The 14,948-nt window shown below is 69.5% G+C and carries 9 protein-coding genes; 8 read left to right on the top strand and 1 reads right to left on the bottom strand.

Annotated features, from left to right (window positions below; all coding sequences use genetic code 11):
• Positions 1 to 13: 13 nt before the first annotated feature.
• The gene (locus AB0I69_RS32155; RefSeq protein ID WP_363099253.1) at positions 14 to 1,300 is read right to left on the bottom strand and encodes an MFS transporter; all 1,287 of its coding nucleotides are present in this window, start codon (positions 1,298 to 1,300) and stop codon (positions 14 to 16) included.
• A gap of 139 nt (positions 1,301 to 1,439) precedes the next feature.
• On the opposite strand from AB0I69_RS32155, the gene AB0I69_RS32150 reads away from it, so the two are divergent.
• The 8 genes from AB0I69_RS32150 (at position 1,440) to AB0I69_RS32115 (ending at position 14,853) form a co-directional block, all read left to right on the top strand.
• Positions 1,440 to 2,693: an ROK family transcriptional regulator gene (locus AB0I69_RS32150; RefSeq protein WP_363099252.1), complete on the top strand. Its 1,254-nt coding sequence runs from the start codon at positions 1,440 to 1,442 to the stop codon at positions 2,691 to 2,693.
• A gap of 119 nt (positions 2,694 to 2,812) precedes the next feature.
• Positions 2,813 to 3,820 (top strand): LacI family DNA-binding transcriptional regulator, encoded by a 1,008-nt coding sequence (locus AB0I69_RS32145; RefSeq protein WP_363099251.1) that lies wholly within the window; start codon positions 2,813 to 2,815, stop codon positions 3,818 to 3,820.
• Positions 3,821 to 4,066: 246 nt separating this feature from the next.
• On the top strand, positions 4,067 to 5,401 hold the full coding sequence (locus AB0I69_RS32140; protein WP_363099250.1) for an ABC transporter substrate-binding protein: 1,335 nt from the start codon (positions 4,067 to 4,069) through the stop codon (positions 5,399 to 5,401).
• Positions 5,402 to 5,408: 7 nt separating this feature from the next.
• The gene (locus AB0I69_RS32135) at positions 5,409 to 6,356 is read left to right on the top strand and encodes a sugar ABC transporter permease (RefSeq protein ID WP_363099249.1); all 948 of its coding nucleotides are present in this window, start codon (positions 5,409 to 5,411) and stop codon (positions 6,354 to 6,356) included.
• The gene (locus tag AB0I69_RS32130; RefSeq protein ID WP_363099248.1) at positions 6,353 to 7,210 is read left to right on the top strand and encodes a carbohydrate ABC transporter permease; all 858 of its coding nucleotides are present in this window, start codon (positions 6,353 to 6,355) and stop codon (positions 7,208 to 7,210) included. The genes AB0I69_RS32135 and AB0I69_RS32130 overlap by 4 nt, the downstream gene beginning before the upstream one ends.
• A gap of 29 nt (positions 7,211 to 7,239) precedes the next feature.
• Positions 7,240 to 9,969, top strand: coding sequence for an alpha-mannosidase (locus AB0I69_RS32125; protein ID WP_363099247.1), 2,730 nt, complete (start codon positions 7,240 to 7,242; stop codon positions 9,967 to 9,969).
• 57 nt (positions 9,970 to 10,026) lie between these two features.
• Complete coding sequence (locus AB0I69_RS32120; RefSeq protein ID WP_363099245.1) at positions 10,027 to 13,008, top strand: glycoside hydrolase family 2 TIM barrel-domain containing protein; 2,982 nt, start codon at positions 10,027 to 10,029, stop codon at positions 13,006 to 13,008.
• A gap of 117 nt (positions 13,009 to 13,125) precedes the next feature.
• Complete coding sequence (locus AB0I69_RS32115; protein WP_363099244.1) at positions 13,126 to 14,853, top strand: MOSC and FAD-binding oxidoreductase domain-containing protein; 1,728 nt, start codon at positions 13,126 to 13,128, stop codon at positions 14,851 to 14,853.
• The last annotated feature ends 95 nt before the right edge of the window (positions 14,854 to 14,948 follow it).

Raw genomic sequence — 14,948 nt, 5'->3', positions numbered from 1 at the left:
CGTGCCCGGCCCGCTACTTGACGCCCTTGATCGGCCGGACGGCGAGCGCGCTGATCAGTACGACGGCGGCTGCGAAGGCGAACAGGACACGGTAGCCCGGGAGTTTGTCGGAGCCCGCGGCGAACGAGGTGATGAGCACGGAGGCGATGATCGGTCCCAGCGCCTGCGGGACGTTGGTGGCGATGTTGAGGATGCCCAGGTCCTTGCCGGCCGCGGCGCCCTTGGGCAGGACCTCGGTCATCAGGGCCATGTCCAGGGACATGTACGTACCGAATCCCATGCCGCTGACCAGTGCGTACGCGTACATCGCGGGCAGGGTGGGGCTGACCAGCGGGATGGCCATGGACAGGGCGAGCAGGACCGACGCGCCGACCACGAAGATCTTGCGCCGGCCGGTGCGGTCGGAGATCTTCGCCGCCGGAATGGCACCGGCGAGGGTGCCGACGAGGGCGAGCACGGACATCAACTGCTGGGCGCTGTCCACTGCGTCGGCGTCGAGGCCGACGTAGTCCTGGAGAGCGTAGCGCTGGTAGGTGGCGACTCCCCAGTAGCCGAGGATGAACGTCATGCGGGCCACGAACGCCCAGGCGAAGTCGGGGTGCTTGCGCGGTGAGACCCAGAAGCCGGTGAGGAACTCCCGCCAGGAGAAGGGCTCCGGCGGTTCGGGGCGGGTCCGGTCCCGGTTGAGCAGGACGAACGCGAGCACGACGACCAGGACGATCGCGGCGATCACGCCGTAGCCCAGGCCGAGTTGACCGGCGTAGCGGGCGGCGACGATCACGCCGAGCGTGGCGCCGAGGTTGGAGCCGAGGCCGACGAAGGCGGAGACGATGCCGAACCGGCGCGGGGCGACGCGGTCGGCCATGACGGCGGTGAGCGGGGCCTGGATGACGTTCAGCAGGACCTGGACGGCGACCCACATCAGCGTGAGCCACAGCAGGGTGGTGGCGTGCGAGATGGCCAGCAGGGAGAGGGTCGAGCCGACGGCGCCGAACAGCATCCAGGGGGTGCGGCGGCCCAGGCGGCCCCGGGTGCGGTCGGAGATGGCGCCGATGATCGGCTGGGCGAAGAGCGTGACGATGGAGGAGGTCATCGTCACCAGCGCGAGGTTCGATTCCTTCGCGGCGGCGTCGAGGTTCTGGATCTGAGCGGGGAGCAGAACCACGACGAGACCGGCATAGGCGGTGTAGAGAGCGGCGAATCCCGCACCCATCGACCACATCAGGACGTTGACCTGGGAGCTGCCCAGGGTGTCGTCCGTACGGGGAGTGGCGGGGGCGGAAGAGGTCGAAGCGGACAAGGACGCCTCCACGGGGACGGACCGGCTTCGTTGCCGGTGCCGGGAGTATGGCCACGCCGATTTATTTATTTCAAGACTCGAAAAAAAATATCTTCGCCACTATGACCGGATCTCGTCAGGGCGGGGCACAATCGTCGGCGTGAACTCCCCCGCCGACTCCGCCGACGTACGACGCCGCAATCTGGCCCTGGTGCTGCGGTACCTCGACGCCCACGGCCCGTGCGCCCGCACCGAGGTCGCCGTGGGCACCGGACTGGTGCACGCCACCGTCACCGCGCTGGTCACCGAGCTCATCGACCGCGGCCTGGTCCGCGAGGCGGGTTCCGTACCGTCGGCCGGGCGCGGCCGCCCCCGGCGCCTGCTGCGGCTCGTCCCCGAACGCGTGGTCGTCCTCGCCGCCCAGGTCACTCTGGAGTCCGTGCACGTCATGGCGGCCGACTTCCGGGGCCACGTCCTGCACCGCGAGTCGGCGGCCCACCGTGCGCCGTACGGCGATCCGCGCGCGCTGGCCGCGGTCATCGGCTGCCTGGTGCGGTCGGCGGAGGCGGCGGTTCGGGACGCGGCACCGCACACCCACCTCGCCCAACTCGCCGTGGCCATGGCCGGACCGGTCGTCGGCCCCTCCCATCTGGTCGCCGCCGCCATCGACTTCGGCTGGCACAGCATCGACCTGCGCGCCCTGGTGGAAGCCGAACTCCCCGGGCTCGACTGCCCTGTCGACGTGGTCAACGACGCCAACATGGCGGCCCTGGCCGAGTACCACGCCCTCGCGGCCGACGGCGTGGAGCACCCCGACACCGTCGCCTACATCAAGGCCGACACCGGAGTGGGCGGCGGGCTGCTCGTCAACGGCCGTGTGCACAGCGGGAGTCACGGCATGGCGGGCGAGATCGGGCACCTGCCGATCGCTCTCGACGGTCCCGACTGCCGTTGCGGCACGCGGGGTTGCCTGGCTATGTACATCGGCCCCGAACCCCTCATCCACGCGGCCGGGTTGGACCCCGTCGCCGAGGCGGAGGGCGGCGAAGCGGCGCTGGCCGAGCTGGACCGCCGGCTGCGCGCGGGCGATCCGGACGCGGTCGCCGCGCTCGGCGCGGCCGGGCACGCGCTGGGAGCCGCCGTCCTCGGCGTGTCCGGTGTCACCGACGCCGGCGAGATCATCCTCGGCGGGTACCTCGCCACCTGGGCTCCCTGGCTCATGCCGGGCCTGGACGCACGGCTGGCCGGACGCCGTGCCCTGGCACCCGACATGCAGCCGGTCGTCACCTTCGGCGTCCTCGGCGGCGAGGCGACGCTGCGCGGCGCGTTCCAGACCTGCCGTGACGCCGTTCTCGACGACCCCACCAGCGTTCCGGCGGCCCCCGGGGCTCCGGTCGCCGTGCCGTCCCGGTAGCCCGACACCCTGGACATTGCCCTCCCCGCTTCCGGTCGTGGCTTCGTACGGCCGCCCCCGTGCATGCATACTCGGGCTCTGCGCGCGCACCGGCGTTCGCGAGAAACGGGAGGTGGGCGATGGTGGTGCCGTCGACAGCGGGGACGGAACCCCGGAAAATCACGATCAACGACGTCGCCAAGTCCGCCGGGGTGTCCCGGCAGACCGTGTCACGGGCGCTCAACGACAAGGACGAGATCGACAGCGACACCAAGCAGCGGGTGCTCGACGCCGCTCGTGCGCTCGGCTACCGCCCGAGCCGGTTCGCCCGCGGTCTGGTCCGCCAGGACACCATGACCATCGGGCTGGTCATCCCCGATCTGCTGAACCCGTTCTTCACCGAGGTCGCCGCCGCCGCGCTGGAGGCCGCCAGGACCCGGGGCTGGCAGGTCGTCGTGTACGACACCGGGGACCGGGCGGAGGAGGAACTCGGCACGCTCCAGGTGATCAGTTCACAGGTGGACGCGGTCATCGGCTACTTCAGCTGTCCCGAGGGCGAACTGGAGAAGTTCACCCGCGGCATGCCGGTCGTGCTCATCGGCCGGGAGCAGCGGACGCGGTTCACGTCGATCCGGATCGACGGCGCGGAGGGGGTCCACGCCGCGCTCGCCCACCTGGTCGAGAAGGGGCACACGCGGATCGGCATGCTCGACCACCACACGCGGGCCGAGCCGAGCATCCGGCACGAGTGGTTCACGACGGCCGCGGCGGCACACGGCATCGACGCCGGCATGGTGGTCGGCGCGGACCAGACGGCCGACGGCGGCGGCGCGGCGCTCAGGACCCTGCTCACCGCCCACCCCGACGTCACCGCGGTCTTCACGTTCAACGACATCATCGCGATCGGCGCCCTGCGCGAAGCACGGCGCCTCGGCAGGAGCATCCCGCGGGATCTGGCGGTCATCGGCTTCGACGGCCTGCAGCTCGGCGCTCTCGTCGAGCCCCCGCTCACCAGCGTCGCCCTCGACACGCGCAGGCTCGGCGCACTCGCCATCGAGCAGGTCGCCCGCCTGCTGTCGGGGCTGGACGCACTGGCGGCCGACGACCTGGTCGTGCGGGCCGAACTGCGGCTGAGCGGGTCCGCTTAACCCGCCGGATACACATCGGACTCGAATGTCTTGACACTCCCCCACAGCGGAGCGCAAACTTCCGAACATTCGCAACACAACTTCAAGGCATCTCTCTGCAGGCAGTCCCGTGAGCGCTCACGGGAGCGCTCACGGGACTCCCGCAGACCGCAACAAACGGTGTACCCACTCCAGCAGGCATCCCGTCCGAGGGATCAGCATCGAGCCGCCTAGCACCGCCGCTAGTCGTTGTCTGGAACGGAAACTATGAGCAGCAAAGTCACGCGCATCCGCCTCGCCGTCGTCGCCGTGTCGGCCAGTGTCGCCGTACTCGCCGGATGCTCGTCATCCTCGCCGTCGGCCAAGACATCCGCAGCCTCCTGCACGCCGGCGAAGGGCAAGGTCACCCTCCAGTACTGGAACACGGTTCCGGGCATGGACAAGGTCGTCGCCCTGTGGAACAAGAAGAACCCGAACATCCAGGTCGAGACGAAGAACATCTCCAACGACCAGTACGGCATCCTCAGCAACGCCCTCAAGGCCGGGAAGGCGCCCGACCTCTCCCAGGTCGGCTATGACGAACTGCCGAACCTGCGCACCCAGAGCGCCTTCGTGGACGCCTCGGCCTGTTCGGCGGCCACCGCGGCCAAGTCGAAGTTCGTGCCGTGGACCTGGTCGCAGACCAGCTTCGGCGGCACCGGCGTGTTCGCCCTGCCGCAGGACACCGGCCCGATGGCCCTCTATGTACGCAGTGACATCTTCAAGAAGTACAAGATCGCGATCCCCACGACCTGGGACGAGTACGCGGCTGCCGCGGCCAAGCTGCACAAGGCGGACTCCAGCCTCGACATCACGTTCTTCGACCCGAACAACGCCGAGTGGTTCAACGGCCTGCTCTGGCAGAACAACTCGCAGATGTACAGCTACGCGGACAACAAGTGGCAGGTCACCGTCGCCTCGGACCAGAGCAAGCAGGTCGCCGACTACTGGCAGAAGCTGATCGCCGGGAAGCTCGTGCGCACCGATCTCGCCAACGGTTCGACGCAGATGTACGCCGCGTACCAGAAGGACCAGATCGCCAGCTACGTCGGCGCCGCCTGGGGTTACAGCATGTTCCGCGACAACCTGCCCAAGCAGGCCGGGAAGTGGACGATCGTCCCCATGCCGACGTGGGGCTCGAACGGCGCCTCCGGTGACTGGGGCGGCTCGACCGTCGCGTTCATGAAGGGCAGCAAGCACCTCTACGAGTCGGTCAAGTTCAACACCTGGCTCAACACCGACCCCGAGGCCCTCGCGCTGGAGAACCAGCTCGGCGGACTCTACCCGGCGGCCAACGCCGGACTCCAACTCCCCGCCCTCTCCAAGGGAGTTCCGTACTACAACAACGAGAAGATCTTCGACGTCTTCGCCGACTCGTCCAAGAAGATCAACACCAGCTTCGCCTGGGGTCCCACCCAGAAGACGGTGAACCTCGCGCTGCAGGACGCGATGGCCAAGGCGGCGGCCGGTGACGGCACGCTCAGCGACGCGCTGGCGACAGCCCAGGCAGCCGCGCTGAAGTCCATGAAGGACCAGGCGATCCCGGCCGCGGCGGGCAAGTGACCGCGCAATGACCGACATCGCCACTCGCGCGGCGCGCGTGGTGCAGTCACCCGGGGGCCGTCGCCGTCTCAACGGCGGCGGCCCCCGGGCGGGCACCATCTTCGCGTTCGTGATCCCGTTCTTCCTCCCGTTCGTGCTGTTCTACCTGGTGCCGGTCGGCTACGCGCTGTGGCAGAGCGTCCGCGTCGTGCGCCGCACCGGCGGCCAGTACGGCACCTCGTACACGACCTTCGGCGGCTTCGACCAGTACGAGAAGGTCTTCCAGAACACCGAGTTCTGGTCCAGTGTCGGGCGCATCGGCCTGTTCGGCATCGTGCAGGTGCCGGTCATGCTGTTCGTCGCCCTGGTCATCGCACTGTTGCTGGACACCCCGCTGCTGCGGCTCAAGTCGGTCTTCCGCATCACCGCGTTCATGCCGTACGCCGTACCCGGCGTGATCGCCGCGATCATGTGGTCGTACCTGTACTCGCCCCAACTCAGCCCCGTCGTGGACCTGTTGAACGGCATCGGTCTCCACCCCGACTTCCTCGGCCCGGGTGCCGTGCTGTGGTCGGCGGCGAACATCTCGACGTGGCTGTGGACCGGCTACAACATGCTGATCATGTTCTCGGCGCTGCAGTCGATCCCGCAGGAGCTGTACGAGGCCGCCAAGCTCGACGGTGCAAGCAACTGGACCATCGCCTGGCAGATCAAGGTCCCGATCATCGCCCCGTCGATCGTCCTCACCACGGTGTTCTCGATCATCGGCACCCTCCAGCTCTACGCCGAGCCGGCCGTGCTGCGGCAGATCTCCTCGAACATCTCCAGCACGTTCACCCCGAACATGCTCGCCTACGCGGTGGCCTCCGGGAACAACTACCAGCAGGCCGCGGCGATCTCCGTGGTCATCGCCGTCATCACCTTCGTCCTGAGCTTCGGGTTCATGCGACTGACGTCGAAGAGGGCCGGCCTGTGAGCAAGCAAACCGTGAACCGTGAAAGCCAGGTCAGCCGTACGGCCGCGATGGCCCTGATGCTCCTCCTGGCGATCTACTTCCTGCTGCCGATCTACTTCCTGATCGTCGCCGCCACCAAGCCGCAGGGCGACCTCGCCGCCACCAACGGCCTGACCTTCTCGCACTTCAACCTGTTCGAGAACCTGCGCGTCCTGTTCAGCCGCAGCGACGGAATCTTCGGCAAGTGGATCGTCAACACCGTGATCTACGCGGTGTTCGGCGCGGTCGTGGGAACGCTGATCTCCGCGCTGTGCGGCTACGCGCTCGCCAAGTTCCACTTCCGGGGCCGCGAGTTCCTGTTCTCCGTCATCCTCGGCGGCGTCCTCGTCCCGACCACCGCGCTGGCGCTCCCGCTGTTCCTGCTGTTCTCGGCGACAGGCATCGTCAACACGTACTTCGCGGTGTTCCTGCCCAGCATCGTCAGCCCGTTCGGCGTCTATCTCGCGCGGATCTTCGCCAACGCGGCCGTCCCGCAAGAGCTGTTGGAGTCGGCGCGGCTGGACGGCGCCGGTGAGTTCCGCACGTTCTTCTCGGTGGCGTTCAAGCTGATGACGCCGTCGCTGGTGACGATCTTCCTGTTCCAGTTCGTCGCCATCTGGAACAACTTCTTCCTGCCGATGGTGATGCTCCAGAAGGAGTCCCTCTTCCCGATCACGCTCGGCCTGTACGAGTGGAACGGCCAGACCGCCCGCGCCCCGCTGCTCCAGGAGTCCGTGATCACCGGCTCGTTGGTGTCGATCGTGCCGGTGATCATCGTGTTCATCCTGCTCCAGCGGTTCTGGCGCACCGGGCTCGCCGCCGGTTCCCTCAAGTGACCGTCCCCGCACAGAAGGTGTCTCCCGCCATGACCGACTCCGCTGTCTTCGTGCCCCATTTCCACTGGGACCGGGAGTGGTACGAGCCCTTCCAGGTGTTCCGGCACCGGCTCGTCGCCGCTCTCGACACCGTGCTGGAGACAGCAGAGTCGGACCCGGACTTCCGGTTCACCGTCGACGGTCAAATGGCCGCGATCGAGGACTACTTGGAGATGCGGCCGGAGAACCGCGAGCGGGTCGCGGCCCTGGTCGGCGAGGGCCGGCTCGCCGTCGGGCCGTGGCTGATCCTGCTCGACGAGTTCCTCTGCTCCGGCGAGACCATTGTGCGCAACCTCCAGATGGGCTGGGCGGCGGCGGCCGAGCTGGGTGGCGCGATGCCGATCGGCTATCTGCCGGACATGTTCGGCCACGTCGCGCAGATGCCGCAGATCCTGGCCCGCGCCGGCATCGAGCACGCGGCGCTGTGGCGCGGAGTGCCCGGCTCGGTCGACGGCCATGCCTTCAACTGGCGTGCGCCGGACGGCTCCGAGGTCCGTACGGAGTTCCTCTTCGACGGCTACGACAACGGCCTCGACGTCCTGCTGGTACCTGACCGGATCGGCCGCGCGCTCGGCGACTACGCCGAGATGACGGCCGAACGCTGGGGCGGCGACCCGGTGTTGGCGATGGCCGGCACCGACCACAACGCACCCGACCCCCAACTCGCCTCCTGGCTACGGCAAGCCGCCCGCGAGGGCCGCGCCATCACGATCGCCACCCTCGACGAGTACCTCCGCAAGTACGTCCGTGACGAGGTGTCCGCCGTCGTCACCGGCGAGCTGCGCAGCCATGTGCGCGGCAACATCCTCCCGGGGGTGCTCTCGGTACGGCTCGGACTCAAGCAGCGGATGGCCGTCGCCGAGCGCACGATCGACCACGCCGAGCGGATGAACGCCCTGTGGTCCCGGCTCGACGACTCACCGTTCCTCGATCTCGCCTGGCACAAGATCATCGAGTCGACCGCGCACGACTCTGTCGTCGGCTCCGGCACCGACGAGACCTGCGACCAGGTCGCCGCCCGCCTCGCCGAAGCCGCACAGACGGCCCGTGCCGTACGGGACGCGGCACTCACCGAACCCGCCGAACTGGTCCCGAGCGACGGCTACTTGGTCGCCAACCCGCTGCCGTTCGACCGCTCGGTCCTGGTCGAGGTGGACGTCGTGGCCCCACCGGAGGGAACCGCGCTGATCGCGACCGCCGCCGACGGTTCGGCGGCCCCCGTGCAGCTGATCTCCGAGGCCGCGACCGTCCTCAGCGACGAGCGCATGGACGCCTCGCGACTCGAACGCGTCCTGCGCCGTATCCACCGCCGTGAACTCTTCGGCAGGCAGATCGACCACTACGAACTCACCCCCGGCGCGCTCGTCTTCCACCTCGCCGAGGTGCCGACCGGCGGCCCCTTCGACCTGCTGATCCTGCGCCGCGAGGTCGCTGCGGCGGCGGCCGAACATCCGGGTGAGTGGCGGGTGTTGACGCTGGAGGAGGCCCGGGCCACCGCACTCGTGCCCGTGAACGTTCCCGCCTCCGGACTGGCGTCCTTCCGGGTCGAGCCGAGCGACCGCGCCTCCGCAGCCGTACCGTCGCACGCGCCCGCCACGGCAACGGACCGCACGCTCTCCAACGGCCTGGTCGAGGTCGCGGTCGCCGCCGACGGCACCCTGGACGTGACCGGATCGGACGGCACCGTGCTGTACGGCGTCGGACGTCTCGTCGACGGCGGTGACCGGGGCGACAGCTACAACTACGCTCCCCCGGCGCAGGACGTCCTCGTGTCGGAGCCGACGGAGATCACCGTCGAGCTCGTCAAGAACGGCCCGCTGCGTGCACGGCTGCGTGTCATCCGCGTCTACGCGTGGCCGACCGCCCTTTCCTCCGACCGGGATGTGCGCGGCGACCGAACCGTGCCTACACCGGTGGAGACGCTCGTGGAGGTGCGCGCGGGCGAACCGTTCGTGCGGGTCTCCACGTCCTTCCTCAACCAGTCCGCCGACCACCGACTGCGCTTCCATGTGCCGCTGCCCGAGCCGGTCACGACCTCCGCATCGGCCGGTCAATTTGCCGTCACCGAGCGCGGGTTGACCGCCGAGGGCGGCTGGGGCGAGTATCCGCTCCCGACCTTCCCGGCCGGTTCGTTCGTGTCGGCCGGTGCCGCCACCGTCCTGCTCGACCACTCCAGCGAGTACGAACTCGTCGGCGACGGCTCCGAACTCGCGATCACTCTGCTGCGCGCGATCGGCTCGATCAGTGTCAACATCCACCCCCTGCGCGACGAACCGGCGGCGAGCGAGACCCCCGTACCCGGTGCGCAGGACCTCGGGATACGGATCGAGAACCGGTTCGCCGTCGTCCCCTCGGCGACCGGCTGGCGCGGTGCGAACGCGGTCGCTCTCGCCGAGGAGTTCCGTAACGACGTACTGGTCACCCGTGGGACCGCATCCGTAGGCCACCAACTACCTCCCGACAGAGTCGGGTTGCGTGTCGACGGCGAGGACGTCCTCGTCTCGGCCGTCCGTCGTGTCACCGACACCGAGCACGGGTCCGGCACCGAGGTGCGGCTGACCGCGATGCGCGACACCGCGTCGACGGTCCGCGTGGCGGGGGCGTTCACCGAGGCGGCCACCGTCGATCTGCTGGGCCGGCCGATCTCCCGCACCCAGGTCCAGGGCGAGCTCGACCTCGTGCTCGGTCCCTGGGAGATCCGCACCGTCGTGCTCCGGTAGGCCGCCATGATCGAATGCAATGCACCCGTTCTGCTCTCACGAAAGCGTTGTGACCTCTTGCTTCCCGAGTTCTCCCCCCATGTCTCCGACCTCGCTCCCGGGCGTGGCGCCCTGCGTCCGGCGCGCTCGTGGCTGCACTCCGACGCGAAGTCCCTTTCCCTGAACGGGTCCTGGCGTTTCCGCCTGTCCGCCACGGCGTCGACGGCGGAGGACTTCGCGGCCGACGGCTTCGACGACCACGCCTGGGACAGCATCCCCGTGCCCGCCCACTGGGTGCTTGAGGGCGATGGTGCGTACGGCCGCCCGATCTACACGAACATCCAGTTCCCGTTCCCGATCGACCCGCCGTACGTCCCGGACGAGAACCCCACCGGTGACTACCGCCGCACCTTCGACGTCCCCGCCGACTGGTCGGGCGCCGAGCGTGTCGTCCTGCGCTTCGACGGTGTCGAGTCGCTTTTCCGCGTGTGGGTCAACGGCGTCGAGATCGGCGGCGCGAGCGGCAGCCGCCTCGCCCACGAATTCGATGTGACGTCGGCCGTACGCCCTGGTGAGAACGTCGTCGCCGTGCGGGTGCACCAGTGGTCGGCGGCGAGTTATGTCGAGGACCAGGACCAGTGGTGGCTGCCGGGCATCTTCCGCGATGTCACCCTGAGCGCCCGGCCGGCCGGGGGCATCGAGGACATCTGGCTGCGGACCGGTTTCGACGACGGGCGCGGACGGGTCGAGGCTGAAGTCACCGCCTCCGCTACGGCGTTCCCGGTCACCCTGCGCATCCCCGAACTCGGCGTCGAGCAGGTCTGGGCGACTCCGGCCGACGTGGCACCCGTGGACATCGCCGAAGTCGAGCCCTGGTCGGCCGAGTTGCCCCGCCTGTACGACGCCACGGTGTCGACGGCCGCGGAGACCGTCTCCTTGCGGGTGGGTTTCCGCACGGTCGAGATCCGCGGGGACCAGTTCCTGGTGAACGGGCGCCGGGTCGTGTTCCACGGCGTGAACCGGCACGAGACCCACCCCGAGCGCGGCCGTGTCTTCAACGAGGAGCACGCACGCGCGGACCTGGCGCTGATGAAGCGGTTCAACGTGAACGCGATCCGCACCAGCCACTACCCGCCGCATCCCCGGCTGCTCGACCTCGCCGACGAGCTCGGATTCTGGGTGATCCTGGAGTGCGATCTGGAGACGCACGGCTTCGACAAGGTCGGCTGGGTCGGCAATCCCAGTGACGACCCGGCCTGGCGCGAGGCGTACCTCGACCGGATCGAGCGCACCGTGGAGCGGGACAAGAACCATCCCAGCATCGTGATCTGGTCGCTCGGCAACGAGGCGGGCACCGGCAGCAATCTCGCCGCCATGTCGGCGTGGGTCCACGCCCGCGACGCCGAACGCCCCGTGCACTACGAGGGCGACTACACCGGCGAGTACACCGACGTCTACTCGCGCATGTACGCGTCCGTGCTGGAGACCGAGCAGATCGGCACCGACGGTTCACGCGCCCCGCTGCTCAACTGCACTCCCGCGCAGGGCGCCCGGCAGCGCACCAGGCCGTTCCTGCTGTGCGAGTACGCGCACGCGATGGGCAACGGGCCGGGCGCGTTCGACCAGTACGAGGCGCTGGTGCACCAACATCCGCGCCTGCACGGCGGGTTCGTCTGGGAGTGGCGTGACCACGGCATCCTGGCCACGGCCCCGGACGGGACGCCGTACTACGCGTACGGCGGCGACTTCGGCGAGGTCATCCACGACGGCAACTTCGTGATGGACGGCATGGTGTTGAGCGACGACGTGCCGACGCCGAGCCTCCACGAGTTCAAGGCCGTCGTGGCGCCGGTGCACTTCGCGTTCGACGGCGACAAGGTCGCGATCACCAACCTCCGCCATACGGCCGACACGTCGGACCTGCGCTTCCGCTGGCGGGTCGAGCACGACGGACTGGCCGTGGAATCAGGGGAGTTGGAGGTCCCGTTCGTCGCGGCGGGCGACTCGGGCCGGGTGTCGCTGCCGTCGGTCCCGGTGTCGCCGGACGCCGAGACGTGGCTGACGATCGACGCCGTGCTGGCGACGGCCACCCCTTGGGCACCTGAGGGTCATGTCGTCGCAACTGCTCAGCTGGACCGATCGGTTCGCCGTCCTGTACCCGGTGGCAGTGGCCGGTTCGACTGGCAGCCCGGCGACGGGACACTCACGCTCGGCGTCGCCGAGTTCGTCGGTGGATCTCTCGTCAGGCTGGGCGAACGCGCCGTAGCAGGGCCGCGGTTGGAGCTGTTCCGGGCGCCGACCGACAACGACAAGGGCGCGTGGGGCGAGGTCGACGAGAGTGACGCGAGCGTCTCCGGGGTGTCCAACGCCGAGCTGTGGCTTCGTGACGGGCTCGACCGGCTGACCTCACGCCGGGTGTCCGTGGAGCAGAGCGCGGACGCGCTGCGCACGGTCGACAAGGTGTCGGCCGCCGACTCCGGCCTGTCGGTACTGGTGGAGTCCGTCTGGTCGCGGGAGGGCGACGGCGAGGTGGAGCTGCGGGTGGAGATCCAGCCCTCGCGCGGCTGGCAGACGGTGTGGCCGCGGATCGGGGTGCGTTTCGACCTGCCCGACGGCACGGCTCCCGTCGACGGCGCCGCGTGGTTCGGCCTCGGCCCGCTGGAGTCCTACCCCGACAGTGTGCGCGCGGCCCGTACCGGCCGTTTCTCCGCGACCGTCCGCGACCTCTCGGTCGACTACGCGCGCCCCCAGGAGACCGGTCACCGCTCCGAGCTGCGCCGACTGGCCCTGACCAGCGGTGACACCGAAGTGCTGCGTATCGAGGCGCTCCCCGACACCCACGGACGCCGCCCCGGCTTCACACTCAGCCGCCACACCCCGCAGGAGATCGCCAAGGCCGGGCACCCCTTCGAGCTGCCGGAATCGACGACGAGCCGTCTGATCGTCGACGCCGCCCAGCACGGCCTCGGCTCACGGGCCTGCGGTCCGGACGTGTGGCCCGAGTTCGCGCTGCGCCCTGAGGCCCGCACGATCAGGCTGCGCATCACAGCACCGAACTAGGCCGATACGGAGAGGGTGCGGTCTCGCACGGCGGCGACCGCACCCTCAGTATGGGAGGGAGACGACTGCCGTACCGGTCGTCCCCTTGGGAAGGTTCCCCGTGGGAAGGAGTTCCCCGTGCCCACCCTGCTGTCGGTGAATGTCGGTATGCCGAAGGACGTTCCCTGGCAGGGCAGGACCGTCTGCACCGGTGTGTGGAAGTACCCGGTGCACGGCCCGGCGATGGTCCGTCGGCTGAACATCGACGGCGACGGGCAGGGCGACACCGCGGGCCACGGCGGCGAGCAGCGGGCCGTGCTCGTCTACCAGCTCCAGTCGTACCGGCACTGGCAGCGGCACTTCGGCCGCGACGACCTCGGCTACGGCCAGTTCGGCGAGAACCTCACCGTGGACGGCCTGCTCGACGACGAGGTCTGCATCGGCGACCGGTACCGCATCGGCAAGGCCGAGTTCGAGGTCACCCAGCCGCGCGTCACCTGTTATCGCGTCGGCATGCGCTTCGGCGAACCCGAGCTGGCCGCACTGTTGGTGAGCCACCACCGTCCCGGCTTCTACATGCGGGTCGTGCGGGAGGGGCGGGTGCAGGCCGGCGACCGGATCGTACGGACCAGGACCGGTCCAAGCGAGCTGAGCGTGGCAGACACCGACGCGCTGCTCTATCTCCCCGGCCGCGACCCCGCCAAGCTGCGCCTCGCCCTGGACGTGCCCGCGCTGAGTCCCGGCTGGCAGGGGTCGTTCCGTGAACTGCTCGCCGCCGCCGACGGTTCCGCGACCGCCGGACGCCCGGCCTGGGACGGTTTCCGCGCACTGCGGGTGACGGACGTGGTCCCGGAGAGCACTACGGTCACCTCGATCCGGCTGACCGCCACGGACGACTCCCCGCTCCCGACCGCTCACGCGGGCCAGTACCTGACACTGCGCGTCCCCGCCACGCCCGACCCCGCCCCCATACGCAGCTACTCCCTCTCCGCCGCGCCCGACACCGGCAGTTACCGGATCAGCGTCAAACACGAGCCCCACGGCACGGCGAGCGGCTATCTGACCACGCGGCTACGGCCCGGCGCCGTCCTCCAAGTCGCCGCTCCCCGGGGCGACTTCGTGTACGCCGAGGGCAGTGGACCGGTCCTCCTCATCTCCGCCGGCATCGGCCTCACGCCGGTGCTGGCCATGCTGCACGAGCTCGCCGGGCAGGGCAGCAAGCGTGAAGTCTGGTGGATCCACGGTGCCCGCGGCCCCCGGGAACACCCACTCGCCGCCGAGACACACGACCTGCTCACCGCACTGCCGGACGCGCACGAGCACGTGTTCTACAGTGCGGCCACGCCCGAGGAACGGCAGCGCGCCCATGCCGCCCCGGGGCGCCTCACGAAGGACAGGCTGATCGCGCTGTCCGTCCCGGCCGACGCCACCGCCTACGTCTGCGGTCCCGCCTCCTTCATGGCCGACATGCAGCAGGCCCTCGCCGAGGCCGGCATCGACCCGGCGCACATCCACACCGAACTGTTCGGGGCCCTGGCCGCCATCAACCCCGGCGTCACCGGTCAGCCCACCCGGGCGCCGCACCAGCCGCCGGGGCAGCCCGGAACCGGCCCACTGGTGACGTTCGCCCGCAGCGGCATCGCCGCACCGTTCGACGCAGGGAACAACCGCAGTGTGCTCGAACTCGCCGACGCCTGCGACGTACCCACCCGCTGGAGCTGCCGCACCGGCGTCTGCCACACCTGCGTCACGCCCCTGCTGTCCGGAACGATCACCTACTCCCCCGACCCGCTGGAGCCACCGGCCGACGGCGAGGTCCTGATCTGCTGCGCGCGACCCGGCACGGACATCGTCCTGGACATGTAAGGGCCGTCACGCGGTCCCCGTAGAAAAGATTCTTCCGACCTGCAACCTCGATGCCCTCGGAACGTCTGTCCGGGTGGAGGCGCCTCCGAGCCAGG

The organism is Streptomyces sp. NPDC050508 (assembly GCF_040655155.1).
In the GTDB taxonomy this organism is placed as follows: domain Bacteria; phylum Actinomycetota; class Actinomycetes; order Streptomycetales; family Streptomycetaceae; genus Streptomyces.
The sequence above is the reverse complement of the archived record's forward strand: the minus strand, read 5'-3'. Positions and strand labels throughout refer to the sequence as shown.